The organism is Aeromicrobium sp. WCS2018Hpa-31 (assembly GCF_031843905.1).
GTDB lineage: Bacteria > Actinomycetota > Actinomycetes > Propionibacteriales > Nocardioidaceae > Aeromicrobium.
The window spans coordinates 69,865-96,422 of sequence record NZ_JAVTJF010000009.1; the positions used below are offsets into that span (position 1 = coordinate 69,865).

Below are 26,558 nucleotides of genomic sequence, written 5' to 3' on the forward strand. Positions count from 1 at the left end.
GAGGTCCGAGTGGCGTCAGGCGGAGGCGACGGCCTGGTCGATCGGGGTGTCTCCGGACACGAGGTCCCACTGACGGCCGATGCCCGCCCCGGTGTCGAGGGACTCCGCGAGCACGGCGGCCACGTCGGCGCGGGGGATCTCCCCCCGGGCCACGGAGTCGCCGAGCGTCACGGTGCCGCGAGCCGGGTCGTCGGTGAGGCGTCCGGGGCGCACGATCGTCCAGTCGAGGCCGCTCCCGCGCAGGGCGACGTCGGCGTCGCGCTTGGCCTCCACGTAGGCGCGCCACACGTCGTCGGTGTCCTCGGGCAGCGGCAGGTCGACGCCGATGGCCGAGACCTGCACGAAGCGACTGATGCCGGCGAGCTTCGCCCCGTCGATCGACTTCAGCGACCCCTCGAGGTCGACGCTCTTCTTGCGGTCGAGGTTGCCGTCGGCGCCGCCGCCGGCGGCGAACACCACGGCGTGGCATCCCTCGAAGGCGTGGGCGAAGCCGTCGGCGTCCTGCTTCTCGATGTCGAGGCGGCGCGCGGTGGCACCACGCTGCTCGACGTCGGACACGTGGGCGTCGCTGCGCACGAGCGCGACGACGTCGTGGCTGCGGGCGCGGAGCTGGTCGATGAGGTGGAGGGCGATCTGGCCGTGGCCCCCGACGATGGCGATCTGCGACATGCCTCCACCGTGGCACGCCCCTGGTGAGGGTGCAGGTCCGGGCGGCGTGGTGTGCGCAGGCTCACCGTTCGCAGGAGCCGGTGGCCGACGCGCCGGTGCGGGTGTCCCGGCGGCGATAGGCTCGGCCGGTGCACACCTTCGCCATCGGGATGCCCGTGCGGTTCCGCGGCATCTCCCGACGCGAGGGTGTGCTGCTGCAGGGCGAGGCCGGCTGGGGGGAGTTCAGCCCGTTCCTCGACTACGGCGACGTCGAGTGCGTGCCGTGGCTCGCCAGCGCCCTCGAGGCGGCGCACCAGGGCTGGCCGGACCCGGTGCGCGACCGGGTGCCCGTGAACGCCACCGTGCCGGCCGTCGGCCCCGAGCAGGCGGCGGCGATCGTGCGCGCCTCGGGAGCGTCGACGGCGAAGGTCAAGGTGGCCGAGCGCGGGCAGTCGCTGGCCGACGACATCGCCCGCGTCGAGGCGGTGCGCGACGCCCTGGGTCCTGCCGGGCGGGTCCGGGTGGACGCGAACGGCGGTTGGTCGGTCGACGACGCCGTCGTGGCGATCCGGGCGCTCGACACCGTCGGCACCCTCGAGTACGTGGAGCAGCCGTGCGCCGACGTCGAGGAGCTCGCACTCGTCCGACGTCGCGTCGACGTGCCGGTGGCGGCTGACGAGTCGATCCGGCGTGCCGCCGACCCGTACCGCGTGCGTGACCTCGAGGCCGCCGACGTCGCGGTGCTCAAGGTCCAGCCGCTCGGCGGCGTGCGAGCGTGCCTGCGGGTCGCCGAGGAGATCGGGCTGCCCGTCGTGGTCTCCAGTGCCGTCGAGTCGTCCGTGGGACTCGCCGCCGGGGTGGCGCTCGCCGCGGCGCTCCCGGAGCTGCCCTACGCCTGCGGCCTGGGCACCACCTCGCTGCTCGGCGGCGACGTGACGGACGCCCCGCTGGTGCCCGTCGACGGCTGGTTGCCCGTGCGCTCCGTCGAGGTCGACGACGAGGCGTTCGCCGTCGTCGCGGCCGATGCCCCGACCGGCGCCGCCTGGCGGGCCAGGTTCGAGCGTGTCGAGGCGCTGCTCCGGGTGGGGGACGCGCCGTGAGCGAGCAGCGCGCCACCGGCGTCGCGCGTCGGCTGCTGCACACGCTGCTGGCCCACGGCGTGACGGACGCCGTCCTGTCGCCCGGTTCGCGGTCGGCGCCGATCGCCCTGGCCCTGCACGCCGCCGACCGCGCCGGACGCATTCGTCTGCACGTGCGCGTGGACGAGCGGGAGGCCGGCTTCCTCGCGCTGGGCCTGGCCCGCACCTCCCACCGCGTGGTGCCCGTGGTCACGACGTCGGGCACCGCCGTGGCCAACCTGCACCCGGCGATGCTCGAGGCGCTGCATGCGGGCATCGGCGTGCTCGCCGTCACCGCGGATCGCCCGGCGCGGCTGCGCGGCACCGGCGCGAACCAGACCACCGTGCAGCCGGACATCTTCCCCGGCATCCGGAGCATCGACCGGGTCAAGCAGCTGCTGATGGGCCCGGACGCGCCGGTGCACCTCAACCTCGAGCTCGACGAGCCGTTGGTGGAGCCGATCGACTGGACCCTCGACGACCCCGCAGCGTCCGTCCTGGGCAGCGTGCGTCGGGCGTACGAACCGGGCACCCTGGTCACGCTCGACGCCGGGCCCCGCACCGTCGTGCTCGCCGGCGACGATGCGGGCCGACGCGCGCGCGTGCTCGCCCGCGACGCCGGCTGGCCGCTGCTCGCCGAGCCGACGTCGGGCTCGCGCACCGGCGGCGCCCTGCCGACCTACCGGCTCCTGCTCGGCCACGAACCCCTCGCCGGACGCATCGAACGGGTGGTCTCCTTCGGCCACCCCACGCTGAGCCGACCCGTCACGCGGCTGCTCGCCCGCGTCGACGTCGACGTGGTGCACGTGGGCACGCAGGCCACGTTCCCGGTGCCCGCCGGTCCGCGCGTCACGTTCACCGACGAGGTCGCGGCGAACGGGGTCGGTGACGCCGCGTGGCTGCAGGAGTGGACCGACGCCGACGCGCGGGTGGTCGGCGCGGTCGACGCCGTCGTCGCCGCGAACCCCGCGTCGGGGCTCGCCGTCGCCCGCACCGTGGCGGAGGCGCTCCCACCCGGCGGTCTGCTGGTGGTCGGCGCGTCCCAGCCGATCCGTGACCTCGACGTCGTCGCGATGCCATGGACCGTGGGGGAACGTCGCTACGTGGTCGCCAACCGCGGCCTTGCGGGCATCGACGGCACCCTCTCGACCGCGATCGGCGCGGCGCTGGCGCGTGACTCCTCCCGCGCACTCGCCCTGGTCGGCGACCTGACCTTCCTGCACGGCAGCAACGGGCTGCTGGTCGGCCCCGACGAGCCCCGACCCGACCTCACCGTGGTGGTGGTCAACGACGACGGCGGCGCCATCTTCGCGACGCTCGAGCAGGGCGGCCCCGACCACGCCGACGCCTTCGAGCGCGTCTTCGGCACGCCCACCGGTGCTGATCTCGGCGCGCTCTGCGCCGGGTACCGCGTGCCGCATCGACGCGTGGAGCCGGACGGCCTCGCCGCCGCACTCGCGTCACCGACGGGTGGGCTCGAGGTGGTCGAGGTGACCCTGCGTCGCGACGACCGCCGTGCCCTCGACGTCGCTCTGCGCGCCGCCGCGACGAGCGCCCTCACCGGCTCCTGACCGCAGAGGGCCACGCCCCGTCCGATGGCCCCGTCCGATGGCCCCCTCCGATGGCCCCCTCCGATGGCCCCCTCCGATGGCGCAGTCCGACAGGCCGTCCGGTGGGCGAGAAACCGTGACAGTTCTGGTGTCATCGACCATGCCGGGAGTACGGTGGTGACGCGCATCACGCATCCCGGCGGTAGGTCGTCCACGACCTCGCAGCCGGACGAGGGAAGGACGGACATGGGGATCGAGACCTTCGACTACGTCGTCATCGGGTCGGGCAGCGGTGGCGGCGTCGTCGCCACGCGCCTGAGCGAGGACCCCGACGTCCGGGTGCTGCTGCTCGAGGCGGGCCCGGCCGACGACGACGACATGATCCACCTGCCGGCCGGCTTCTCCACCCTGTTCAAGACGTCGTGGGACTGGGGCTACCAGACCACCCCGCAGAAGCACCTCGGCAATCGCCGGGCCGACTGGCCCCGCATGAAGGCGCTCGGTGGCTGCACGTCGATGAACGCCATGATCTACATCCGCGGCAACCACGCCGACTACGACGAGTGGCGCGACGGCTACGGCGCCGAGGGCTGGGGCTACGACGACGTCCTGCCGTACTTCCGCAAGTCCGAGGGCAACCAGCGGATCCGCAACTCCTTCCACGGCAACGACGGTCCCCTGCACGTCGAGGACCGCCGCCACGACCACGAGCTCAGCACCGCGTTCGTCGAGTCGGCCGCGGCCAACGGCATGAAGCGCACCGACGACTTCAACGGCGCCGAGCAGGAGGGCGCCGGGCTGTACCAGGTCACGTGCCGCAAGGGTCGGCGCTGGTCCGTGGCCGACGCCTACATCCGGCCTGCGCTCGGCCGCCCCAACCTGGTGCTGCGCACCGAGGCCTTCGTGACGTCGATCGACCTCGAGGGCACGAAGGGCTCCAAGCGTGCGGTGGGCGTCACGTACCGGCGCGGCGCGTTCACCGAGTCGGTGCGCGTGAACGGCGAGGTCGTCCTCGCCGGTGGCGCCGTCAACTCACCGCAGCTGCTCATGCTGTCGGGCATCGGCCCGGGCGCCCATCTCAAGGAGCACGGCATCGACGTGCAGGTCGACCTGCCCGGCGTCGGCCAGAACCTGCAGGACCACCCCGTGTCGGGCGTGCTCGCCCACACGCAGGACACCACCGACATCGCCGCGTCGCTCAACCTGCCCCAGCTGCTCAAGGCCCAGAAGCTCGGCCGCGGACCGCTCACCTCGAACGTCGCCGAGGCCGGCGCGTTCTTCAAGAGCCGCGACGACCTCGACCTGCCCGACCTGCAGTTCCACTTCGCGCCCACCGGCTTCTGGGACAACGGCCTGCACGAGCCGTCGCAGCCGGCGCTCACGCTCGCCGCCACGCTGGTCAACGTGCAGAGCCGCGGGCACGTGCGCCTCCGCTCGGCCGACCCGACGTGGAAGCCGGAGATCGAGGCGGGCTACCTCGACGACCGCGCCGACCTCGAGGCGCTCGCCGCCGGCATCCGTCGCGCCTGCGAGATCCTCAAGGACGGTCCGCTGGCCCGCTTCGTCAAGGCGCCGTGGGAGCCCGCGTCGCTCGACCCGACCGAGGACCAGGTGCTGGCCTCCATCGGGCGCCTGTGCCAGACGCTCTACCACCCCGTCGCCACCTGCGCGATGGGCACGGGCGACGACAGCGTCGTCGACCCGCAGCTGCGCGTCCGCGGCGTGGAGGGCCTGCGGATCGCCGACGCGTCCGTCATGCCCGCCGTCCCCCGTGGCAACACCAACGCCCCCACCATCATGGTCGGCGAGAAGGCTGCCGACCTCATCAAGGAGTCCCGATGACCTCGACGTTCGACCGTCACCCGAACCCGCCCGCCACGTCCGCCTCGGTGCCCGCCGACGGTGTCGAGACCTTCGAGTCGCTCGACCCGGCCACGGGCGACGTGGTCGGTGTCCACCCGGTCGCCGGCCCCGAGGACGTCGCGCTCGCCGTCGAGCGGGCCCGCGACGCCGCGCAGTGGTGGGGTGCCCTGAGCTTCGACGAGCGGGCCGAGCACCTGCTCACGTGGCGCAGCGTCATCACCCGCCGCATCGCGCAGCTGGCGGCGCTCTCGCGCAGCGAGACGGGCAAGCCGATCGCCGACGCACAGCTCGAGATCGCGCTCGCGATCGACCACGTCGCCTGGGCCGCCAAGCACGCCAAGAAGGTGCTCGGCCCGCAGAACGTGTCGTCCGGCCTGGTCATGGCCAACCAGAAGTCCACGGTCGAGTACAAGCCGCTCGGCGTGGTCGGCGTCATCGGTCCGTGGAACTACCCGGTCTTCACGCCCATGGGCTCGATCGCCTACGCCCTCGCCGCCGGCAACACCGTCGTGTTCAAGCCCAGCGAGTACACGCCGGGCGTCGGCGTGTGGCTGGCCGACACCCTCAGCGAGGTCGTCGGCGGCATCCCGGTCCTGCAGACGATCACCGGCCTCGGCCCCACGGGTGCCGCCCTGTGCACCTCGGGCGTCGACAAGCTGGCCTTCACCGGCTCCACCGCCACCGGCAAGAAGGTCATGGCCGCGTGCGCCGAGCGGCTCACGCCCGTCGTGATCGAGGCCGGCGGCAAGGACTCGCTGATCGTCGACCAGGACGCCAACATCGCCAAGGCCGCCGAGGCTGCGCTCTGGGGCGGCATGTCCAACGCCGGCCAGACCTGCATCGGCACCGAGCGCGTCTACGTGCACGAGCGGGTCTTCGACGCGTTCGTCGCCGAGATCACCGAGCAGGCCCAGGGGCTGCGCGCCGGTGGTGACGCGGGCGCGCACATCGGCCCCATCACCATGCCGTCGCAGGTGGACGTGATCCGCGGCCACGTCCAGGACGCCCTCGACCGCGGTGCCACCGCCGTCGTCGGCGGCATCGACGCGGTGGGCGAGCGGTTCGTCCAGCCCACGATCCTGACCCACGTCCCGGAGACGTCCAGCGCGATCACCGAGGAGACGTTCGGCCCCACGCTGGCGATCAACCCGGTGCGCGACATGGACGAGGCGGTGCGGCTCACGAACGCCGGCAAGTACGGCCTCGCCGGTGCGGTGTTCTCCAAGCGCAACGGCATGGAGATCGCCCGTCGCATCCGTTCGGGCATGACGTCGGTCAACGGCATCATCACGTTCGCGGGCGTGCCCGGCCTGCCGTTCGGCGGCGTCGGCGAGTCCGGCTTCGGGCGCATCCACGGCCCCGACGGCCTCAAGGAGTTCACGTACGCCAAGGCCATCACGCGCCAGCGCTACGCACCGCCGCTCAACCTTACGTCCTTCAAGCGCACCGTGCGCGACGAGAAGGGCCTCAACCTCATCGTCACGCTGCTGCACGGCGGCAAGAAGACGCTCAAGGAGTAGTCCCGACCCGTCAGTCCTCGCGTTTCGGACACCTGCGGGGCATTCCAGGGCACGAAAGTGCCCCGGAAGTGTCCGAGACGTGGGGACTGGTCGGTCGGCGTCAGGCGAGGGCGTCGCGTACGGGCACGAGCTTGGCCTGGCTCTCGGCCAGCTCGTCGGCGGGGACGGAGTCGGCGACGATGCCGCAGCCGGCGAACAGGCGCACGCGGTGGCCGTCGGCCTCCAGCTGCGCCGAGCGCAGCCCGATGCCCCACTCGCCGTCGCCCTCGGCCCCGATCCAGCCGACCGGCCCGGCGTAGCGGCCGCGGTCGAGCCCCTCGATCTCGGCGATCAGGGCCACGGCGGCGTCGGTGGGGGTGCCGCCGACGGCCGCCGACGGGTGCAGCGCGGCCGCGAGGGTGAGGGCGCTGGCGTCGCCGCGCAGCACGGCGGTCACGTCCGTCGCGAGGTGCATGACGTTGGGCAGGTGCAGCACGAACGGGGCGTCGGGGACGTTGGTGCTGCGGCAGTGCGGTGCGAGCGCCTCGGCCACCGAGCGCACCGCGTACTCGTGCTCCTCGAGGTCCTTGCTGGACCGCGCGAGGGACGCGGCGAGCGCGAGGTCGCGGGTGTCGTCGCCGGTCCGCCGGATCGTGCCGGCCAGCACGCGCGACGTGACCAGCCCGCGCTCCAGGCGCACCAGCATCTCCGGCGTGGAGCCGAAGAAGCCGTCGACGTGGAAGGTCCAGCAGCCGGGGTAGTCACGGGCGAGGCGACGCAGGGGGGCGCGGACGTCGAGCGGCTCGTCCAGCTCGGCCACGAGGTCGCGGGCGAGCACCACCTTGTCGAGCTGCCCGGCGGCGATGCGACGCACCGCCTCGGCGACGACGTCCTGCCAGGCGTCGCTGTCGACGGGCCCGTCGACCAGGTCGATGCCGGTCGGGTGCACGGGAGCCTCGGCGGGGACGAGCTCGGGTGCGGTCCTGATCGAGGTGCCGACGACCGTCACCCAGCTGCGCCCGTCGCGTCGGCCCACCAGGACCTCGGGGACGACGAGGCTGCTGCCGCGGCCGTCGTCGGCGAAGGCGAAGCTGCCGAAGGCCACCAGGCCGCTCCCGGGCACCTCGACCTCGTCGCGCACGACGCTGTGCCGGGTGACCTCGCGCCACCAGCGGTGCGCGCGCTCGAAGCGGTCGGGGCCGTCCGTCGAGAACGCGGCGGCACGACCCCAGCCGACGAGTCCGTCACCGTGGTGCACCCAGGCGACGGCGTCGACGTCGCGGCCCAGCAGGGCCAGGAGGGGGCCCGGATCGTCGACCTCCACGGTGCGGGCCACGAGCGGCCTCGGCAGGGGGCTCGCTGCTGAGGCGGTGTCGACGGCTGGCGTCGGAGGGCTCGTCACCCGATCCAGGCTACTCGTGGGAAGGTAAGGAGGTGACCCGAGCAGGCCTGGACAAGGAGCCCCGCGACGTCGCGCGCATGTTCGACACCGTCGCGCGTCGCTACGACCTGACCAACGACGTGCTGTCGATGGGACAGGACCGACGCTGGCGCCGTCGGGTCGTCGAGCTGGTCGATCCGCAGCCCGGCGAGCGCATCCTCGACCTGGCCGCGGGCACTGGCACGTCGAGCGAGCCGTTCCGCGAGGCCGGCGCCACCGTGGTCCCGTGCGACTTCTCCCTCGGCATGCTCCAGGAGGGCCGTCGTCGCTTCCCGCACCTGCCGTTCGTCGCGGGCGACGGCATGCGGCTCCCGTTCGCGGACGCCTCGTTCGACGCCGTCACGATCTCCTTCGGCCTGCGCAACATCCACGACCCGGTGCAGGGGCTCACCGAGCTGCTGCGCGTGACCCGCCCCGGCGGACGGATCGTCGTGTGCGAGTTCAGCACGCCCACGTGGGAGCCGTTCGACGCGCTCTACTCCAACTACCTCATGCGGGCGCTGCCGAGCATCGCGCGCCGCACGTCGTCGAACCCGGAGTCGTACGTCTACCTCGCGGAGTCCATCCGCGCCTGGCCCGACCAGAAGGGTCTGGCGCTGCGCATGGTCGAGGCGGGCTGGGGCCGTGTGGAGTGGCACAACCTCTCCGGCGGGATCGTCGCGCTGCACCACTCCGTCCGTCCCTGACCGGGCGGGGGAGGCCCTAGCGCGTCGGCACGTCCGCGGGGGCGAACCTGCGCGAGCCGAACGTCGGGGCCGCGCCAGCCAAAATGCCTTCGCCGTTGCACATGTGCGCGCATGCGCACATGATGGTGACGTGCTCACCACGCTCCGCCGTCACCCGACCTACGCCCGGCTCTTCGCCGCGCAGCTGAGCGGCCTCCTGGGGACCGGCGTCCTCACGGTCGCCCTCGCGCTGCTCGCCGCCGACCTCGCCGGACCGCGGGCGGCGGGGGTGCTGGCGACGGCGCTGACCGTGAAGATCGCCGCGTACGTCGTCCTGTCGCCGTGGATCGCACGCGTGACCGCGGGCTGGGCACCGCTGCGGGTGCTCGTCGGGGCCGACGTCGTGCGGGTGACGGTGGCACTGGCGCTGCCTCTGGTCGACGCCACCTGGCAGGTCTACCTGCTCGTGCTGGTCCTCCAAGCCTCCTCGGCGGGCTTCACGCCCGCCTACCAGGCACTGCTGCCTCGGGTACTCGGCGACGAGGGCGACTACCGCCAGGCGCTGTCGCTGTCGCGCGTGGCCTACGACGCGGAGGCCGTGGTGAGTCCGTCCCTCGCGGCACTCGCGCTGCTCGTCGTCGACGCCCGCGCGCTCTTCGTGCTCGCCGGGGCGGGCTTCGTCGGCTCCGCGGTCGCCGTGCTCCTGGCGCGTCCGCCTGGTGCCGCCCCGCCGGTGCGGGACGACGACCGCGTGGGCGGCGGGTTCGTGGAGTTCCTCCGGCGTTCGGCCCTGCGCCGGCTCCTCCTGCTCGACCTCGTGGCTGCGTGTGCGTACGCCGCGGCGCTGGTGCTCACGCCGACGCTCGTGGACGACGTCGGCGGCGCGGAGGTAGGGGTGGGGGTCGTGCTGGCCGTGTTCGGCGCCGGGTCGGTCGTCGGGGCGCTGCTCGTCTCGCGCGCCGGCTGGCTGCCGGGTCGGGGCGACCCGTGGTCGACGATGCGGCTCGGCGCGGTCGTCGTCGCCGTCACGCTGCTGGCCGGTGGGGCTGCGGTCGGCAGTACTGCAGGGCTGGTGGTCCTGTGGGCGCTGCTGGGCCTGGGGTCGTCGCTCGTGCTGACTCCGTCGGGTCAGGTGCTGCGCGCCCAGGCCGAGGGGCGGACCCTTTCGGTGCTGTTCGCCGGCCACTTCGCGTGGTCGCACGCCTGCTACCTCCTCACGTACCCGCTGGCGGGGCTCGTCGGCGTGCAGGTCTCCCCGGCCCTCGCGCTCGTGGCGCTCGGCGGGGTGGCCCTCGTGGCGGCGGTCGTGGTTCTGACGCCGCGGCGCGCCGGGTCGGAGGAGCCCGTGCCTGCGACACAATGACCGGGTGAGCGACACCGGTGCGGATGCGAGGACGGTGCGGGCCGAGCCGAGCCTGCGCCACGACGTCGAGCCGACTCCGGAGCGCCTGGCGGAGGCGTCCGAGGTCTTCGGGCTCCTCTCCGACCGCACCCGGCTGCACCTGCTGTGGGTGCTCGCCCGTCAGGACGCCGACGTCTCCACGCTCGCCGACACCGTGGACGCGAGCCGGACCTCGGTCAGCCAGCACCTGGCGAAGCTGAGGCTGGCCGGCCTCGTGGAGGCACACCGCGAGGGCCGACGGGTGCGGTACACGCTCGTCGGCGGCCATCTGCGGCGGCTCCTGCTCGAGGCCATCGGCCATGCGGACCACGTGGTGACGGGCGAGCCGCACCACCGCTGACGGCGCGCGGGGCGAGGTTAGTGTGACCTCAGTTACAGGCGGTCCGAGCCGGGCGTAGAGTGAGGCGCAGGTCACGTTGTGAAGTGATTCACAAGGTCACGATCTCGCTCTACGTCAGGTTGCGTCGATCTCGCTGGAGGTGGCGGTGAACGAGTACACACCCGTTCTCGTCCTGGGTGCGCTCGCGGCAGGGTTCGCCGTGTTCAGCGTGGGCATCGCCCCGTTCACCGGGCCCAAGCGGTACAACCGCGCCAAGCTCGACCGCTACGAGTCCGGCATCGAGCCGAGCCCGCTGCCCGAGGGCGGCGGCAAGGTGAGCATCAAGTACTTCTTCACCGCGATGATGTTCATCATCTTCGACATCGAGATCGTCTTCCTCTACCCCTTCGCGGTCGCCTTCGACCAGATGAGCTGGTTCGCGGTCTTCGCGATCCTGCTGTTCCTCGTCAACGTCACGATCGCGTACGCCTACGAGTGGCGGCGCGGCGGAATGGAGTGGACCTGATGGGTCTCGAGGAGAAGCTGCCCAGCGGCGTCCTGCTCTCGACGGTGGAGGGCCTCGCCGGCTACATGCGCAAGGCCTCGTTCTGGCCCGCCACCTTCGGGCTGGCGTGCTGCGCGATCGAGATGATGACGTTCGGCGCGCCCCGGTTCGACTCCTCGCGCTTCGGCATGGAGGTCTTCCGCCCCAGCCCGCGCCAGGCCGACCTGATGATCGTCGCCGGCCGCGTGAGCAACAAGATGGCGCCCGTCCTGCGCCAGATCTACGACCAGATGGCCGAGCCCAAGTACGTGCTCGCCATGGGTGTGTGCGCCAGCTCCGGCGGCATGTTCAACAACTACGCGATCGTCCAGGGCGTCGACCACATCGTCCCCGTCGACATGTATCTACCCGGCTGCCCGCCGCGTCCCGAGATGCTGATCGACGCGATCCTCAAGCTGCACGACCAGATCCAGCACACCAAGCTCGGCGCCAACCGCCTCGCCGAGATCAAGGCCGACGAGCAGGTCGCTCTGTCGGCCACGCCCACGTCGGCCATGAAGGGCCTGATGCGCTGATGGCGGACGAGAAGAAGAAGCCCGCGAGGAAGAAGGCCGCCGACAAGGCGAAGAAGCCCGCGGTGGGCGACAAGACCGAGACCGTCGACGCCCGCACCGACACGCAGGACCGCTCCCGCGACCCCAAGGCTGCTCGGTCCGGGGCTGCTCGGTCCGGGGCTGCTGAGGCCGGGGCCGCGGACGCCAGGGCCACTGACGCCAGGGCCACTGACGACGGGGCCACTGACGACGGGGCCGGGAGCGACGACACCAGCGTGGTCCCCAGCGACGCCGAGACCCTCGAGGTCGTCGACGTCCGCGAGGGCATGTTCGGCGTGCACGGCACCGGCGACACGAGCGGCTACGGCGGCATGACCCGTCCCGTGGCCATGCCCGCCCCCTCGCAGCCGCCCTTCGGTGCCGGGGGGACCAGCTGGTGGGACGACGTCCACGGCCGGCTCGCCACCCTCACCGAGGAGACCGGCGCGATCGAGAAGGTCGTCGTCGACCGCGGCGAGATCACCTTCTTCGTCCGCCGCGAGGCCCTCGCCGACACCGCCCGCCACCTGCGCGACGACCCGGCCCTGCGCTTCGAGTTCTGCAGCAGCCTCTCGGCCGTGCACTTCCCGCACGAGACCGGCCGCGAGCTGCACGTCGTCTACCACCTGCTGTCGATGACCCACAACCGCCGCATCCGGCTCGAGGTCACCTGCCCCGACGCCGACCCGCACGTGCCCAGCGTCGTGGCCACCTACCCGACGGCCGACTGGCAGGAGCGCGAGGCCTGGGACATGTTCGGCATCGAGTTCGACGGCCACCCCGCCCTCACCCGCATCCTCATGCCCGACGACTGGCAGGGCCACCCCCAGCGCAAGGACTATCCGTTGGGCGGCATCCCGGTCGAGTACAAGGGCGGCACGATCCCGAGCCCCGACCAGCGCAGGAGCTACTCGTGACGAGCACCCACGAGACCGGCACTCACGACGCGTACGCCGGCACCAGCGAGACGCCGTCGGGACCGGTCTTCACGGTCACCGGCCAGGACTGGGACACCATCGACGCCTCGGCCGTCGACGGTGACCGCATCGTCGTCAACATGGGCCCGCAGCACCCGTCGACGCACGGCGTGCTGCGCCTGATCCTCGAGATCGACGGCGAGACCGTGAAGGACGCCCGTCCCGGCATCGGCTACCTGCACACCGGCATCGAGAAGAACATGGAGTTCCGCACCTGGACGCAGGGCGTGACCTTCTGCACCCGCATGGACTACGTGGCCCCCTTCAGCAACGAGGCCGCCTACGTCGCCGCGACCGAACGGCTGCTCGGGATCGAGGACGACGTCCCCGAGAGGGCCCAGGTCATCCGTGTCCTCATGCTCGAGCTCAACCGCATCAGCTCCCACCTCGTGTGCATCGCCACGGGCGGCATGGAGATCGGCGCGCTGACGGTCATGACCTGCGGGTTCCGCGACCGCGAGCTGATCCTCGACCTGTTCGAGGCGATCACCGGGCTGCGCATGAACCACGCGTACTTCCGCCCCGGCGGCGTGGCCCAGGACCTGCCGGCCGGGGGCCTGCAGCAGCTTCGCGACACCGTGGCGGTGCTCAAGAAGCGCCTGCCCGAGTACGCTGCCCTCTGCAACGCCAACCCGATCTTCAAGGGGCGCCTCAAGGGCGTCGGCCACCTCGAGCTCGACGGCTGCCTCGCACTCGGTCTCACCGGCCCGCCGCTGCGCGCCACGGGCTACGACTGGGACCTGCGCCGCAAGCAGCCGTACTGGGGCTACGACACGTACGACTTCGACGTCGTCACCTGGGACGAGCCCGACGCCTACGGCCGCTTCCGGGTGCGCCTGGAGGAGATGTGGCAGTCCATGCGCATCGTCGAGCAGGCCATCGACCGTCTGGCGACCCTCGAGGGTGCGCCGGTCATGGTCGACGACCCGAAGATCGCGTGGCCGGCCAAGCTCAGCGTCGGCTCCGACGGCCAGGGCAACTCCGCCGAGCACATCCGGCACATCATGGGCGAGTCGATGGAAGCGCTCATCCACCACTTCAAGATCGTCACCGAGGGCTTCCGGGTCCCGCCCGGCCAGGCCTACGTGGCCATCGAGGCGCCGCGCGGCGAGATCGGCTGCCACGTCGTGTCCGACGGCGGCACCCGCCCGTACCGCGCGCACTTCCGCGATCCCAGCTTCATCAACCTGCAGGGCACGTCGATCATGAGCGAGGGCGGGATGATCTCCGACGTCATCGTGGCCATCGCCAGCATCGACCCGGTCATGGGAGGTGTCGACAGGTGAGTGAGCTGCAGTCGTCCACGCCGGCGATCGACGACGCAACCGTGAGCGAGTTGCGCGAGCTCATGGGGCGGTACCCGCAGGCGCGCTCCGCGCTGCTGCCGATGCTGCACCTCGTGCAGTCCGTGCAGGGCAGCGTCACGGCCGAGGGCATCGAGCTCTGCGCCGAGCTGCTCGGCCTCTCGGCGGCCGAGGTCTCGGGCGTCGCCACCTTCTACACGATGTACAAGCGTCGGACCATGGGCGAGCACCACGTGGGCGTGTGCACCAACACGCTGTGCGCGGTCATGGGCGGCGACCTGATCTTCGAGCGGCTCAAGGACCACCTCGACGTCGGCAACGACGAGACCACCGCCGACGGCACGGTCACCCTCGAGCACATCGAGTGCAACGCGGCCTGCGACTACGCGCCGGTGCTGACCGTCAACTGGGAGTTCATGGACAACCAGACGCCGGAGTCGGCCGTGGAGCTCGTCGACCGGCTGCGTGCCGGCGAGCAGGTCACCTCCAGCCGCGGGGCCACGATCACCAGCTGGCGGGAGGCCGAGCGCGTGCTCGCCGGCTTCGAGGACGGCCGGGTCGACGAGGGTCCGTCCGCGGGAGCCGCGTCGCTGGTGGGTCTGGAGATCGCCAACGAGCGCGGCTGGTCCGCCCCGCCGCTCGACACGACCGCCGGTGGCCCGACGAGCGCGGCGACCGAGTCCAAGGCCGCCGGCGGGGGTTCCGGGCCACGGGCGGAGAAGGACAGGGCCGAGGCGGAGGCCGACACCGGCCGGGCCGAGGACGAGACCGTGGCCGAGGAGTCCGGTGCCGATGTCGAGGGTGGCGGGTCGAAGGAGAGCGATGACTGACGTGCTGACGCCGGTGCTGAGCCGGAACTGGGCCGACGAGCGGTCCTGGACCCGCGCGGCCTACGAGGAGCGCGACGGCTACGCGGCCCTGCGCTCGGCGCTCGACATGGCGCCCGACGAGATCGTCACCCTGGTCAAGGACGCGGGCCTGCGCGGCCGTGGCGGCGCTGGCTTCCCGACGGGCATGAAGTGGAGCTTCATCCCGCAGGACAACCCGAACCCCAAGTACCTCGTGGTCAACGCCGACGAGTCCGAGCCGGGCACCTGCAAGGACATCCCGCTCATGATGGCCAACCCGCACGAGCTGATCGAGGGCGTCATCATCGCGAGCCTGGCGATCCGGGCGGAGCAGGCCTTCATCTACGTGCGCGGCGAGGTGCTGCACGTCGTGCGCCGGCTCCGCGCCGCGTGCCGCGAGGCCTACGAGGCCGGCTACCTCGGGGCCGACGTCCTGGGCTCCGGCCGTCGGGTCGACCTGGTCATCCACGCCGGCGCGGGCGCCTACATCTGCGGCGAGGAGACGGCGCTGCTCGACTCGCTGGAGGGCCGTCGCGGCCAGCCCCGGCTGCGCCCGCCGTTCCCCGCCGTGGAGGGTCTGTACGCCAGCCCCACGGTCATCAACAACGTCGAGTCGATCGCCTCCGTGCCGGCCATCGTGCGCGGTGGCATCGACTGGTTCGGCTCGATGGGAACCGAGAAGTCCAAGGGCTTCACGCTCTACTCGCTGTCGGGGCACGTGAAGCGTCCCGGTCAGTACGAGGCGCCGCTCGGCATCACCCTGCGCCAGCTGCTCGAGCTCGGTGGCGGCATGCGTCAGCGGCCCGATGGAACCGACGCAGAGCTGAAGTTCTGGACCCCCGGTGGCTCCTCCACCCCGATCCTCACCGCCGAGCACCTCGACGTCCCCCTCGACTACGAGGGCGTCGGCGCGGCGGGGTCCATGCTCGGCACCAAGGCCCTGCAGGTCTTCGACCAGACCACGTCGGTGGTGCGCTGCGTGCTGCGCTGGACCGAGTTCTACAAGCACGAGTCGTGCGGCAAGTGCACGCCGTGCCGCGAGGGCACCTGGTGGCTCGTGCAGGTGCTGCAGCGTCTCGACGCGGGCGAGGGCCGCGAGGGCGACATCGAGCTGCTGCTCGACCTCTGCGACAACATCCTCGGCCGGTCCTTCTGTGCGCTGGGCGACGGCGCCACGAGCCCCATCACGTCGGCCATCCAGCACTTCCGCAGCGAGTTCGAGGCCGGCCTGCACACGCCGTCGGCCGAGCTGTTCCCGCCTGCGGCGTCGACCCTGTTCCCGAGCGAGGTGACCGCATGACCCTCGAGGCCTCCCGCGAGACGCAGACCCCCGTCGACCTCGTCACGTGCACCATCGACGACGTCGAGGTGAGCGTGCCCAAGGGGACGCTCGTCATCCGCGCCGCCGAGCTGGTGGGCACCGAGATCCCGCGCTTCTGCGACCACCCGCTGCTCGAGCCCGTGGGGGCGTGCCGCCAGTGCCTCGTGGAGGTCCCCGACGCCGGCAACGGTCGTGGGTTCCCCAAGCCGCAGGCGTCGTGCACCCTCGAGGTGGCCCCCGGGATGGTCGTCAGGACGCAGGTCACGTCGCCCGTCGCCGAGAAGGCCCAGCACGGCACGATGGAGCTGCTGCTCGTCAACCACCCGCTCGACTGCCCGGTGTGCGACAAGGGCGGCGAGTGCCCGCTGCAGAACCAGGCCATGAGCCACGGCCGCGGCGAGAGCCGGTTCGCCGAGACCAAGCGGACGTTCCCCAAGCCGCTGGCGGTCTCCGAGCAGGTGCTGCTCGACCGCGAGCGCTGCGTGCTGTGCGCCCGCTGCACCCGTTTCTCCGAGCAGATCGCGGGCGACCCGTTCATCGCGCTCGTCGAGCGTGGGGCCCGTCAGCAGGTCGGGATCGGACCGGCCACCGACGAGGCGGCCTTCGGTGACCGCCGGGAGGGCGGCGAGCAGCCGTTCCACTCCTACTTCTCCGGCAACACCATCCAGATCTGCCCGGTCGGCGCCCTCACGAGTGCCGACTACCGGTTCCGGTCGCGCCCCTTCGACCTCGTCTCGACACCGTCCGTCGGTGAGCACGACGCCTGTGGCGCCGCGATCCGCGTCGACCACCGTCGCGGCGCGGTCATGCGCCGCCTGGCCGGTGACGACCCCGAGGTCAACGAGGAGTGGATCACCGACAAGGACCGCTTCGCGTTCTCGTGGAGCCGTCAGCAGGACCGGCTGCGGACGCCGCTCGTGCGCGACCCGGACTCCGGCGAGCTGGTGGCGGCGTCGTGGCCGGGTGCGCTTGCCGCGGCTGCGGCCGGTCTGCGCGAGGCCGCGGGCAAGGTCGGCGTGCTGCCCGGAGGTCGCCTGACCGCCGAGGACGCCTACGCCTACAGCGTCTTCGCCCGCGCTGCCCTGCGCACCAACGACATCGACTTCCGTACCCGTCCGCACTCCCTCGAGGAGTCGACGTTCCTCGCTGCGCGGGTGGCGGCCCGGCGCGACGTCGTCACGCGCGACCTCGAGTCGGCCTCGACCGTCCTGCTCGTCGGGCTCGAGCCCGAGGACGAGGCGGGCACGCTCTTCCTGCGCCTGCGCAAGGCCTCCAAGCACGGCGTCCGCGTCGTCGCGGTGGGCTCGCACACCACCCGTGGCCTCGCCAAGTGCGGCGGTGAGCTGCTCACCGCCCGACCCGGCGAGGAGGCCTCGGTGCTGGACGGACTGGGCACCGCCGCGGACGAGCTGGGCCTCGACGCCCGGGCGATCGTCCTGCTCGGTGACCGTCTCGCCAGTGCGCCCGGCTCCTTCAGCGCCGCCGTGCGTCTGGCCGAGCGCTCGGGAGCCCGCCTCGCGTGGGTGCCGCGCCGTGCGGGGGATCGTGGCGCCGTCGAGACCGGGTGCCTGCCGACCCTGCTGCCGGGAGGACGCCCGGTGGGTGACGCCGAGGCGCGCGCCGACCTCGCCGCGGCCTGGGGCATCCGCTCCGTGCCGGCCAAGGCCGGACGCGACACGAGCGGCATCCTGCAGGCCGTCGCCAAGGGCCAGCTGCGCGCCCTCGTCGTGGGCGGCGTCGAGATCGACGACCTGCCCGACCCCGCCGCCGCACGTGCCGCCCTGGCCGCCGCCGACTTCGTCGTCAGCCTGGAGGTCCGCGAGAGCGAGGTCACCCGTGCCGCGCACGTGGTGCTGCCGGTGGCCCCGCCCGTGGAGAAGTCCGGCACCTTCGTCACCTGGGAAGGACGGCTGCGTCCGTTCGACACGGTGCTCCAGGTTCCCGGGTCCCTCACCGACGTGCGGGTGCTCGCCGGCATCGCGGAGGAGCTCGGTGCACCGCTCGGCTTCCGCACCACGGCCGGCGCCATGCGCAGCATGCGGGAGCTCGGGCCGTGGGACGGGTCCGGCGTCGCCGACCCCGACCTGGCTGCTCCCGAACCGTCGGCACCCGGGTCCGGCGAGGTCCTGCTGGCCACGTGGCGCCAGCTGGTCGACGACGGCCGGCTGCAGGACGGCCAGGAGCGCTACCGCGCCACCGCGCGACCGGCCGTGCTCAAGGCATCGGTCGCGACCCTCGCCTCGGCCGGTGTCGAGCCGGGCGGCATCGCCACGATCGCGACCGACCTCGGCAGCGCCGCCTTCCCGACGCAGGTGGCCGACCTTCCCGACGGCGTCGTGTGGGCACCCGGCAACAACGGCGTCCACCTGCGCGGTGTCCTCGGCGCCGATCACGGCTCGGTCGTCCGCCTGAGCGCCGGAGGTGCCGCTCATGAGTGAGCTGTTCGGCAACGAGCCGCTGTGGGTGGTGGCGCTCAAGGCGCTGCTGGTCTTCGTGATCCTCGTGGTCTACACGCTGTTCAACATCTGGTTCGAGCGCCGCGTCGTGGCCCGCATGCAGCACCGCGTCGGCCCGAACGTGCACGGCCCGTTCGGCCTGCTGCAGAGCCTCGCCGACGGCGTCAAGCTCGCGCTCAAGGAGGACATCGTCGTCAAGGCGGCCGACAAGGTCGTCTACGTGCTGGCGCCGATCCTCGCCACGATCCCGGCGTTCCTGGCCTGGGCGGTCATCCCGTTCGGTCCGGAGGTGCGGATCCCGTTCACCGACACCGTCACCCCGCTGCAGCTGACCGACATGCCGGTCGCCGTGCTGTACGTCCTGGCGGTCACGTCGATCGGCGTCTACGGCATCGTGCTGGCCGGCTGGTCCTCGGGCTCCACGTACTCCCTGCTCGGCGGTCTTCGCTCGAGCGCCCAGGTGATCTCCTACGAGGTCGCGATGGGCCTCAGCTTCGTCACGGTGTTCATCTACGCCGGCTCGATGTCGACGAGCGAGATCGTGGCCGCGCAGGAGGACCTGTGGTTCTTCGTGCCGCTGCTGCCGTCGTTCATCATCTACATCATCGCCATGGTCGGCGAGACGAACCGCGCGCCGTTCGACCTGCCGGAGGCCGAGGGCGAGCTGGTCGGCGGGTTCCACACCGAGTACTCGTCGCTGAAGTTCGCGCTGTTCTTCCTGGCCGAGTACATCAACATGGTCACCGTCTCGGCGCTGGCCACCACGCTGTTCCTCGGCGGCTGGCGCGCCCCGTTCGGCCTCGGCCAGATCAACGACGGCATGCTCAACGAGGGCTACTGGCCGGTGCTGTGGTTCCTCGGCAAGACGCTGGGCTTCATCTTCCTGTTCATCTGGCTGCGCGGCACCCTGCCCCGCATGCGCTACGACCAGTTCATGGCGTTCGGCTGGAAGGTGCTCATCCCCATCTCGCTGGCCTGGATCGTGGCCGTGATCATCGTCCGCAAGGGCATGACCGACGGCACCTTCGACCGCCAGACGCTGTTCGTCGCGGCCGGGGTCGCCGCCGTGGTGCTGCTCGTCAGCCTGTTCATCCCCGAGCGGAAGAAGCCCGAAACCGTGCCGACCAGTGGAGCCGACGGCGCGACCGCGCCCGACGGCGAGGGCCCCGCTGCGGGGTACCCGACCCCGCCCATGCCCGAGCAGTCCTGGAACCGGAAGGAGGGCGTCCGACGATGAGTCAGCAGTCGAACGGCGGAGGCAGCCTGAAGGAGACGCTGTGGGACCCGATCGCCGGGTTCGGCGTCACGTTCCGCACGATGTTCAAGAAGCCCGTCACGCAGCAGTACCCCTTCGAGAAGGTGCCGACGGCGCCGCGCTTCCACGGCCGGCACCAGCTGAACCGCTGGCCCGACGGGCTCGAGAAGTGCGTGGGCTGCGAGCTGTGCGCCTGGGCGTGCCCGGCCGACGCGATCTACGTCGAGGGTGCCTCCAACGGCACGACCGACGACGAGCGCTTCAGCCCGGGGGAGCGGTACGGCCGCGTCTACCAGATCAACTACCTGCGCTGCATCCTGTGCGGCCTGTGCATCGAGGCGTGCCCCACGCGCGCCCTGACGATGACCAACGAGTACGAGCTGGCCGACAACAACCGTGAGGACCTCATCTACGAGAAGTCCGACCTGCTGGCACCCCTGCTTCCGGGCATGGTCGAGCCGCCGCACGGCATGCTGATCAGCGACGACCACCACGACTACTACGCGGGCAAGACCCTCCCGATCGTCGGCGTCACCAGCGGTGGCGCGACCACGGACGAGGAGCCGGGCGAGTGACCGCGTTCTGGATCATCGCGCCGATCGTGGTGGTGGCCGCCCTCGGGCTGCTGTTCGCGCGCAAGGCGGTGCACGCGGCGCTCAGCGTCGCGGTCGTCATGATCGGGCTCGCCGTGCTGTACGCCGCGCAGGGCGCCCCGTTCCTGTTCGCCGTGCAGATCATCGTCTACACCGGCGCGATCATGATGCTCTTCCTGTTCGTGCTGATGCTCGTGGGCGTGGACTCCTCGGAGTCGCTCACCGAGACCATCAAGGGCCAGCGGCTCGCCGCGTCCGTCGCCGGTCTCGGGTTCGGCCTCGTGCTCGTCACGGCCGTCGGCCAGACGGCCCTCGGCCCGGTCACCGGGCTGGGGTCGGCCAACGAGAACGGCAACGTGTTCGGGCTCGCGGAGCTGATGTTCAGCCCCTACGTCGTGGCGATGCAGTTCACCGCCGCGCTGCTGGTCACCGCGGTGCTGGGCGCCATGGTGCTCGCGCACCGCGAGGCCCTGACGCCCCGGCGCAGCCAGGGCGACATCGCCCGGGACCGGATGGCCGAGTACGCCGCCACCGGTCGCCACCCGGGCAACCCGCCGACGCCGGGCGTCTTCGCCCGCCACAACGCGGTCGACACCCCGGCCCCGCTGCCCGACGGCACCCCCGCCGACGACTCGGTCTCGCCGAGCATCGTCGCGCGCGGCCAGCTGCGCGACGGCTTCGACGACGACATCCACGCCGTCACCGACCAGCTCCGTGACGAGGACGAGGACGACGGAGAGCCCCGGCGGGGCTCCGGGGCCGCGGGCCGGGAGGACGAGTCGTGAACGAGTACCTCACGCTGTCGATGATCCTGTTCACCATCGGTGCGGTCGGCGTCCTGGTGCGCCGCAACGCGATCGTCGTCTTCATGTGCATCGAGCTCATGCTGAACGCGACCAACCTCGCCCTGGTCACCTTCGCCCGTCAGCACGGCAACCTCGACGGCCAGATCGCGGCGTTCTTCGTCATGGTCGTGGCCGCGGCGGAGGTCGTCATCGGCCTCGCCATCATCGTGTCCATCTACAGCACGCGTCGTACGACTTCGGTCGACGAGGCGAGCCTCCTGAAGCTCTGAAGGGGTAGGCGTGCTCGATCTCGTCTGGCTGCTCGTCGTGGTGCCGCTGGTCAGCGGCCTCGGCCTGCTCGTGTGGGGCAAGGAGGGCGACCGCGTCGGCCACCTCGTCGGCACGGCGGCCTCCGCGGCCTCGTTCGTCATCGGGCTGGTGGCCTTCGTCCAGCTCCTCGGTCGACCCGAGGACGACCGCTCGGTCGCCGACTCGCTGTTCACCTGGATCTCGGCCGGTCCGTTCAACGTCGAGATGGCCTACCGGTTCGACCCGCTGTCGGCGCTGTTCGTGCTGCTGATCACCGGCGTGGGCACGCTGATCCACGTCTACTCGATCGGCTACATGGAGCACGACGAGCGGCGCCGTCGGTTCTTCGCGTTCCTCAACATCTTCATCGCGGCGATGCTCACGCTCGTGCTCGCCGACGACTACCTGGTGCTGTTCCTGGGCTGGGAGGGCGTGGGCCTGGCCTCGTACCTGCTCATCGGGTTCTGGCAGCACAAGCCGTCGGCGGCGGCCGCGGCCAAGAAGGCCTTCGTGCTCAACCGCGTGGGCGACCTCGGCATGGCGCTCGCGATCATGCTGATGTTCGCGCAGCTCGGGACCTCGTCCATCCAGGCGGTGAACGCAACGGTCGCGAGCCAGGCGAGCGAGTCGGTCGCGACGGCCCTCGGCCTCCTGCTGCTGCTCGGCGCGTGCGGCAAGTCCGCCCAGGTGCCGCTGCAGGCCTGGCTGCTCGACGCCATGGAGGGCCCGACCCCGGTCTCGGCCCTCATCCACGCCGCCACCATGGTCACCGCGGGCGTCTACCTGGTCGTCCGCAGCAACGGCATCTTCGACGCCGCCCCGGTCGCCCAGACGGCGGTCGTGGTCGTCGGCCTGGTCACGCTCCTGGCCGGTGCATGGATCGGCTGCGCGAAGGACGACATCAAGAAGGCGCTGGCCGGCTCGACGATGAGCCAGATCGGCTACATGATGCTGGCCGCCGGACTCGGCCCGGCGGGCTACGCCTTCGCGATCTTCCACCTCATCACCCACGGCTTCTTCAAGGCCAACATGTTCCTCGGGGCCGGCTCGGTGATGCACGGCATGGACGACGACGTCGACATGCGGCACTACGGTGCGCTGCAGCGAGCCATGCCCATCACCTTCGCGACGTTCGGCCTGGGCTACCTCGCCATCATCGGGTTCCCCGGGTTCTCCGGCTTCTTCTCCAAGGACAAGATCATCGAGGCGGCGTTCGGGCACTCGTTCTGGGTGGGCCTGGCGGCGCTGCTCGGTGCCGGTGTCACGGCGTTCTACATGACCCGCCTCATGGTGATGACGTTCACCTCGCCGAAGCGCTGGCTCGACGACGTGCACCCGCACGAGTCGCCGCGCGTCATGACGGTGCCGCTCATGGTGCTGGCCGCCCTGTCGGTGCTCGGCGGCGTGCTGCTCCTCGGCGGCTGGATCGAGCACTGGCTCGAGCCGGTCGTCGGACCCACCGAGCACCACGAGCTCGCGGTGCCGGCGTGGGGCATGTCGATCATCGTGACGCTCGTCGTCGCGGTCGGCGTCGCCCTCGCCTGGCTCACCTACACGCGGGGCTCGTTCGGGCGCGGCCCCATCACGCAGGTGGCGCCGTCCGACGGCGACGTCTCCGCCTTCACCCGCGCGGGCCGCAACGAGCTCTACGGCAACACCGTCAACGACGTGCTGGTCGTCCGGCCCACGAGCCACCTCACCCGGGTGCTCGTGTACCTCGACGCCAAGCTCGTCGACGGGCTGGTCACCGGCCTCGCCGACCGACTCGGCGACACCTCGCAGTTCCTGCGCAAGCCCCAGACCGGCTACGTACGCAGCTACGCCCTCAGCATCCTCGTCGGCTCGCTCGTCGTGGTGCTCGCTCTCCTGGCGGTGACCCTCGCATGATCCTGTCCGTCCTCGCCGCCACCCCGCTCGTGGGTGCCCTGGCCATCTCGCTCATGCCGCGGTCCGCGGCGAGCGCGCGCTCGGTGAAGATCGTGGCGCTCGCGTTCAGCGTGCTGACGCTCGTGCTCTCGCTCGCGATGATGGCCCGCTACGACGTGCAGGCCGGTGGCTACCAGCTGACCGAGCTGCACGACTGGATCGGTCCCCTGGGCGCGCACTACTCGCTGGGCGTCAACGGCATCGGCCTCACGCTCGTGCTGCTCACCACGGTGCTCGTGCCCATCGTGCTGCTCGCCGCCTGGGACGACCGCATCCCCTCCAGCCGCAGCGTGAACTCCTACCTCGCGTGGATGCTCGTGCTGGAAGGTCTGGCGATCGGTGTCTTCTGCGCCACCGACGCCTTCTTGTTCTACGTCCTGTTCGAGGCGACGCTGATCCCGATCTACTTCCTCATCGGCTCCTACGGTGGGGCGGGGCGCACCTACGCGGCGGTCAAGTTCCTCATCTACAACCTGGTCGGCGGCCTGCTCATGCTCGCCTCGATCGTGGGTCTGTACGTCGTCACGGCCCGCGCCGGCGACCCCACGTACCTGCTCTCGGACCTCTCGGGGCTGGAGATGAGCACCACGACGGAGCGGCTGCTGTTCATCGGCTTCATGGCCGCGTTCGCGATCAAGGCGCCGCTCTTCCCGTTCCACACCTGGCTGCCCGACGCCGCCGGCACGGCCACGCCGGGCACGTCGGTGCTCATGGTCAGCGTGATCGACAAGGTCGGCACGTTCGGCATGCTGCGCTGGTGCCTGGAGATCTTCCCCGGTGCCTCGGAGTGGGCCAGCCCCGTGGTCGTCACCCTCGCGGTCATCAGCATCCTCTACGGGGCGCTGTGCGCGATCGGCCAGGACGACATCCGACGGCTCGTGGCGTTCACGTCGGTCTCGCACTTCGGCTTCATCATCCTGGGCATCTTCACCTTCACCCACACGGCCACCGCGGGCTCGACGCTCTACATGTTCAACCACGGGCTCTCGACGGCCGCGCTGTTCCTCGTGACCGGCATGATGATCTCGCGCCGCGGGTCGGCGAGCATCCGCGACTTCGGCGGGGTCCAGAAGATCGCGCCCGTGCTCGCGGGGATCCTGCTGGTCGCCGGCCTGTCGAGCCTGTCGCTGCCCGGCCTCGCGCCGTTCGTCAGCGAGTTCATGGTGCTGGCCGGCACGTTCACCCGGTCGGTGCCCGCCGCGGTGCTCGCGACGCTGGGCATCGTGCTCGCGGCGCTCTACATCCTGATCATGTACCAGCGGACGATGACCGGACCGCTGCAGCCGGGGGCCGAGGCCGTGCGCGACCTCGAGCCGCGCGAGGTGGCCGCCCTGACGCCGGCGATCGTCCTGATCGTCGGACTGGGCTTCTACCCGCAGCCGCTGCTCAACGTCATCAACCCCGCGGTGACCGAGGTCGTGAGCCAGGTCGGCGTCGGCGACCCCGCGCCGCGGACCCCGGCCAGCCTGGACGGTCTGAGCGAGTCGGGGGCCTACGTCCCGACCCGTGAGTCGCACGAGACGGAGGGTGGTCACTGATGTCGACGCTGCTGCCGCTGCCCCTGCCGATGGTGAGCGACCGACCCGACATCGCCGCGCCCACGGTCGAGTGGTCGCTCGTCTCCCCGTTGCTGATCGTGGGCGGCGTGGCCATGGTGGCCGTGCTCGTGGAGACCTTCTGGCCCCGCCGCACGCGATTCGCCGCACAGGCGCTGCTCGCCGCCGTCGGCATCGTGGCCGCGTTCGCGGACACGGTCCGGGTCTACCTGTCCCTCGACCGCATCGAGGGCGACGTCACGGCGCGCGGCTCTGTCGTCACCGAGGGCGCCCTCGCGGTGGACGGGCCCGGCGTCTTCACGTGGGCCCTGCTGCTGCTGTTCGCCCTGCTCAGCGTGGCCCTGTTCGCCGAGCGTCGCCTCGACGGCGGGCTCAGCGCCTTCACCGGCCGGGCGGTCGATCCTCCCGGCTCGGCCGGCGAGGCCGAGGCCACGACGCTGCGCCTCGAGCACACCGAGACCTTCCCGCTGGCCCTGTTCGCGCTGACGGGCATGATGCTGTTCGCCACCAGCAACGACCTCATCACCATGTTCGTGGCGCTGGAGGTCATGAGCCTGCCGCTGTACCTGCTGTGCGGGCTGGCGCGACGTCGGCGCCTGCTCAGCCAGGAGGCCGCGCTCAAGTACTTCCTGCTCGGTGCGTTCTCGTCGGTGTTCTTCCTCTACGGCGTCGCCCTGGCGTACGGGTACTCCGGCAGCTTCCGGCTCTCGGAGATCGACACCGCGGTGACGTCGCGCACGGGCGGTGAGCACCTGCTGCTCGCGGCCGTCGCGCTGATCAGCGTCGGCATGCTGTTCAAGGTCGGCGCGGTGCCCTTCCACCAGTGGACCCCCGACGTCTACCAGGGCGCCCCGACCCCGGTCACCGCGTTCATGGCGGCCGGCACGAAGGCTGCGGCGTTCATCGCGTTCATGCGCGTGCTGTTCGTGGCCTTCGGCGGAGCCTCGTGGGACTGGCGTCCGACCCTGTGGGTGATCGCCCTGCTGACGATGGTCGTCGGCTCGCTCATCGCCATCGCGCAGACCGACGTCAAGCGCATGCTCGCCTACTCGTCGGTGGCGCACGCCGGGTTCCTCATGGTGGGGCTGGCCGGCGCCTACGTGGCCGACACCGACCGGATCACCTCGGTCTCGGGCATCCTCTTCTACCTCGGTGTCTACGGAGTCGCCTCCATCGGGGCGTTCGCCGTGGTCACGGTGGTGCGCGACGCCGGAGGCGAGGCCACGCACCTGTCGCGGTGGGCCGGGCTGGGCAAGGAGTCGCCGTTCCTGGCCGGGTCGTTCGCCCTGTTCATGCTGTCGTTCGCCGGGATCCCGCTCACCGGTGGCTTCATCGGCAAGTGGAGCGTGTTCAGCGCCGCATGGTCGGGCGGGTACGGCGCCCTGGTGGTCGCCGGCGTGCTGACCAGCGCCGTGGCGGCCTACTTCTACGTGCGCGTCATTGTGCTGATGTTCTTCACCGACCCCGTCGGCGACGGGCCGACGGTCGCGCTGCCGAGCCTCTTGACTACGGTGGTCATCGCAGCAGCCGCTGTGGGCACGGTGGCCATGGGCATCCTTCCAGGGCCGGTGCTCGATCTCGCTCAGCACGCGGGCACGTTCGTGCGCTGAGCCCACCGGACCAGG

At 71.6% G+C, this 26,558-nt stretch carries 23 protein-coding genes; 21 read left to right on the forward strand and 2 right to left on the reverse strand.

What is annotated here, in order from left to right; genetic code table 11:
- Positions 1–15: 15 nt before the first annotated feature.
- The gene (locus RQG84_RS12905) at positions 16–669 is read right to left on the reverse strand and encodes an SDR family oxidoreductase (protein ID WP_311210349.1); all 654 of its coding nucleotides are present in this window, start codon (positions 667–669) and stop codon (positions 16–18) included.
- Positions 670–797: 128 nt separating this feature from the next.
- Between RQG84_RS12905 and RQG84_RS12910 the strand changes: the two genes are divergently transcribed.
- The 4 genes from RQG84_RS12910 to RQG84_RS12925 all read left to right on the forward strand — a co-directional run bounded on the left by RQG84_RS12910 (position 798) and on the right by RQG84_RS12925 (position 6,699).
- On the forward strand, positions 798–1,748 hold the full coding sequence (locus RQG84_RS12910) for an o-succinylbenzoate synthase (RefSeq protein WP_311210350.1): 951 nt from the start codon (positions 798–800) through the stop codon (positions 1,746–1,748).
- Positions 1,745–3,337 carry a thiamine pyrophosphate-binding protein gene (menD, locus tag RQG84_RS12915; RefSeq protein ID WP_311210351.1) on the forward strand — a complete coding sequence of 531 codons (1,593 nt, stop codon included), beginning with the start codon at positions 1,745–1,747 and terminating at the stop codon, positions 3,335–3,337. The genes RQG84_RS12910 and menD overlap by 4 nt, the downstream gene beginning before the upstream one ends.
- A 225-nt stretch (positions 3,338–3,562) precedes the next feature.
- Positions 3,563–5,158 (forward strand): GMC family oxidoreductase N-terminal domain-containing protein, encoded by a 1,596-nt coding sequence (locus RQG84_RS12920; RefSeq protein ID WP_311210352.1) that lies wholly within the window; start codon positions 3,563–3,565, stop codon positions 5,156–5,158.
- Entirely contained in the window at positions 5,155–6,699 is a 1,545-nt protein-coding gene (locus tag RQG84_RS12925; RefSeq protein ID WP_311210353.1) for an aldehyde dehydrogenase family protein, read from the forward strand. The genes RQG84_RS12920 and RQG84_RS12925 overlap by 4 nt, the downstream gene beginning before the upstream one ends.
- 100 nt (positions 6,700–6,799) lie before the next feature.
- On the opposite strand, the gene RQG84_RS12930 is transcribed toward RQG84_RS12925, so the two are convergent.
- The gene (locus RQG84_RS12930) at positions 6,800–8,080 is read right to left on the reverse strand and encodes an isochorismate synthase MenF (protein WP_396135298.1); all 1,281 of its coding nucleotides are present in this window, start codon (positions 8,078–8,080) and stop codon (positions 6,800–6,802) included.
- A gap of 32 nt (positions 8,081–8,112) precedes the next feature.
- On the opposite strand from RQG84_RS12930, the gene RQG84_RS12935 reads away from it, so the two are divergent.
- The 17 genes from RQG84_RS12935 (at position 8,113) to nuoN (ending at position 26,543) form a co-directional block, all read left to right on the forward strand.
- A complete protein-coding gene (locus tag RQG84_RS12935) occupies positions 8,113–8,805 on the forward strand; it encodes a demethylmenaquinone methyltransferase (protein WP_055964025.1) in 693 nt (230 codons plus the stop codon).
- A 130-nt stretch (positions 8,806–8,935) separates the two neighbouring features.
- Positions 8,936–10,147 carry an MFS transporter gene (locus RQG84_RS12940; RefSeq protein WP_311210354.1) on the forward strand — a complete coding sequence of 404 codons (1,212 nt, stop codon included), beginning with the start codon at positions 8,936–8,938 and terminating at the stop codon, positions 10,145–10,147.
- 4 nt (positions 10,148–10,151) lie between these two features.
- On the forward strand, positions 10,152–10,526 hold the full coding sequence (locus tag RQG84_RS12945) for a helix-turn-helix transcriptional regulator (RefSeq protein ID WP_055964033.1): 375 nt from the start codon (positions 10,152–10,154) through the stop codon (positions 10,524–10,526).
- 145 nt (positions 10,527–10,671) lie between these two features.
- Positions 10,672–11,031, forward strand: coding sequence for an NADH-quinone oxidoreductase subunit A (locus RQG84_RS12950; protein ID WP_311210355.1), 360 nt, complete (start codon positions 10,672–10,674; stop codon positions 11,029–11,031).
- Positions 11,031–11,585: an NADH-quinone oxidoreductase subunit B family protein gene (locus RQG84_RS12955; RefSeq protein WP_311210356.1), complete on the forward strand. Its 555-nt coding sequence runs from the start codon at positions 11,031–11,033 to the stop codon at positions 11,583–11,585. Before RQG84_RS12950 ends, RQG84_RS12955 begins: the two co-directional genes overlap by 1 nt.
- A gap of 254 nt (positions 11,586–11,839) precedes the next feature.
- Positions 11,840–12,520 (forward strand): NADH-quinone oxidoreductase subunit C, encoded by a 681-nt coding sequence (locus RQG84_RS12960; RefSeq protein WP_055966216.1) that lies wholly within the window; start codon positions 11,840–11,842, stop codon positions 12,518–12,520.
- On the forward strand, positions 12,517–13,866 hold the full coding sequence (locus tag RQG84_RS12965) for an NADH-quinone oxidoreductase subunit D (RefSeq protein ID WP_396135299.1): 1,350 nt from the start codon (positions 12,517–12,519) through the stop codon (positions 13,864–13,866). The genes RQG84_RS12960 and RQG84_RS12965 overlap by 4 nt, the downstream gene beginning before the upstream one ends.
- A complete protein-coding gene (gene nuoE / locus RQG84_RS12970; protein WP_311210357.1) occupies positions 13,863–14,714 on the forward strand; it encodes an NADH-quinone oxidoreductase subunit NuoE in 852 nt (283 codons plus the stop codon). Before RQG84_RS12965 ends, nuoE begins: the two co-directional genes overlap by 4 nt.
- The gene (gene nuoF, locus RQG84_RS12975; protein ID WP_311210358.1) at positions 14,707–16,032 is read left to right on the forward strand and encodes an NADH-quinone oxidoreductase subunit NuoF; all 1,326 of its coding nucleotides are present in this window, start codon (positions 14,707–14,709) and stop codon (positions 16,030–16,032) included. Before nuoE ends, nuoF begins: the two co-directional genes overlap by 8 nt.
- Positions 16,029–18,491, forward strand: a complete 2,463-nt coding sequence (locus RQG84_RS12980; RefSeq protein ID WP_311210359.1) for an NADH-quinone oxidoreductase subunit G — start codon at positions 16,029–16,031, stop codon at positions 18,489–18,491. Before nuoF ends, RQG84_RS12980 begins: the two co-directional genes overlap by 4 nt.
- Positions 18,484–19,746, forward strand: coding sequence for an NADH-quinone oxidoreductase subunit NuoH (nuoH, locus tag RQG84_RS12985; RefSeq protein ID WP_056579966.1), 1,263 nt, complete (start codon positions 18,484–18,486; stop codon positions 19,744–19,746). The genes RQG84_RS12980 and nuoH overlap by 8 nt, the downstream gene beginning before the upstream one ends.
- Positions 19,743–20,339 carry an NADH-quinone oxidoreductase subunit NuoI gene (gene nuoI, locus RQG84_RS12990; protein WP_055964060.1) on the forward strand — a complete coding sequence of 199 codons (597 nt, stop codon included), beginning with the start codon at positions 19,743–19,745 and terminating at the stop codon, positions 20,337–20,339. Before nuoH ends, nuoI begins: the two co-directional genes overlap by 4 nt.
- Positions 20,336–21,142 carry an NADH-quinone oxidoreductase subunit J gene (locus RQG84_RS12995; protein ID WP_311210360.1) on the forward strand — a complete coding sequence of 269 codons (807 nt, stop codon included), beginning with the start codon at positions 20,336–20,338 and terminating at the stop codon, positions 21,140–21,142. Before nuoI ends, RQG84_RS12995 begins: the two co-directional genes overlap by 4 nt.
- Positions 21,143–21,162: 20 nt before the next feature.
- Positions 21,163–21,432, forward strand: coding sequence for an NADH-quinone oxidoreductase subunit NuoK (gene nuoK, locus RQG84_RS13000; protein ID WP_055966220.1), 270 nt, complete (start codon positions 21,163–21,165; stop codon positions 21,430–21,432).
- Positions 21,433–21,442: 10 nt separating this feature from the next.
- Positions 21,443–23,338 (forward strand): NADH-quinone oxidoreductase subunit L, encoded by a 1,896-nt coding sequence (gene nuoL / locus RQG84_RS13005; protein ID WP_311210361.1) that lies wholly within the window; start codon positions 21,443–21,445, stop codon positions 23,336–23,338.
- A complete protein-coding gene (locus RQG84_RS13010; RefSeq protein WP_311210362.1) occupies positions 23,335–24,915 on the forward strand; it encodes an NADH-quinone oxidoreductase subunit M in 1,581 nt (526 codons plus the stop codon). The genes nuoL and RQG84_RS13010 overlap by 4 nt, the downstream gene beginning before the upstream one ends.
- Positions 24,915–26,543 (forward strand): NADH-quinone oxidoreductase subunit NuoN, encoded by a 1,629-nt coding sequence (gene nuoN / locus RQG84_RS13015; protein ID WP_311210363.1) that lies wholly within the window; start codon positions 24,915–24,917, stop codon positions 26,541–26,543. The genes RQG84_RS13010 and nuoN overlap by 1 nt, the downstream gene beginning before the upstream one ends.
- Positions 26,544–26,558: the final 15 nt, after the last annotated feature.

Coding starts and splice junctions, on each gene's coding strand:
- RQG84_RS12905 (WP_311210349.1), bottom strand. CDS start 669: ATGTCGCAGATCGCCATCGTCGGGGGCCACGGCCAGATCGCCCTCCAC.
- nuoH (WP_056579966.1), top strand. CDS start 18,484: ATGAGTGAGCTGTTCGGCAACGAGCCGCTGTGGGTGGTGGCGCTCAAG.
- RQG84_RS13010 (WP_311210362.1), top strand. CDS start 23,335: ATGATCCTGTCCGTCCTCGCCGCCACCCCGCTCGTGGGTGCCCTGGCC.
- RQG84_RS12980 (WP_311210359.1), top strand. CDS start 16,029: ATGACCCTCGAGGCCTCCCGCGAGACGCAGACCCCCGTCGACCTCGTC.
- RQG84_RS12925 (WP_311210353.1), top strand. CDS start 5,155: ATGACCTCGACGTTCGACCGTCACCCGAACCCGCCCGCCACGTCCGCC.
- nuoK (WP_055966220.1), top strand. CDS start 21,163: ATGATCCTGTTCACCATCGGTGCGGTCGGCGTCCTGGTGCGCCGCAAC.
- RQG84_RS12920 (WP_311210352.1), top strand. CDS start 3,563: ATGGGGATCGAGACCTTCGACTACGTCGTCATCGGGTCGGGCAGCGGT.
- RQG84_RS12955 (WP_311210356.1), top strand. CDS start 11,031: ATGGGTCTCGAGGAGAAGCTGCCCAGCGGCGTCCTGCTCTCGACGGTG.
- nuoF (WP_311210358.1), top strand. CDS start 14,707: ATGACTGACGTGCTGACGCCGGTGCTGAGCCGGAACTGGGCCGACGAG.
- nuoN (WP_311210363.1), top strand. CDS start 24,915: ATGTCGACGCTGCTGCCGCTGCCCCTGCCGATGGTGAGCGACCGACCC.
- nuoI (WP_055964060.1), top strand. CDS start 19,743: ATGAGTCAGCAGTCGAACGGCGGAGGCAGCCTGAAGGAGACGCTGTGG.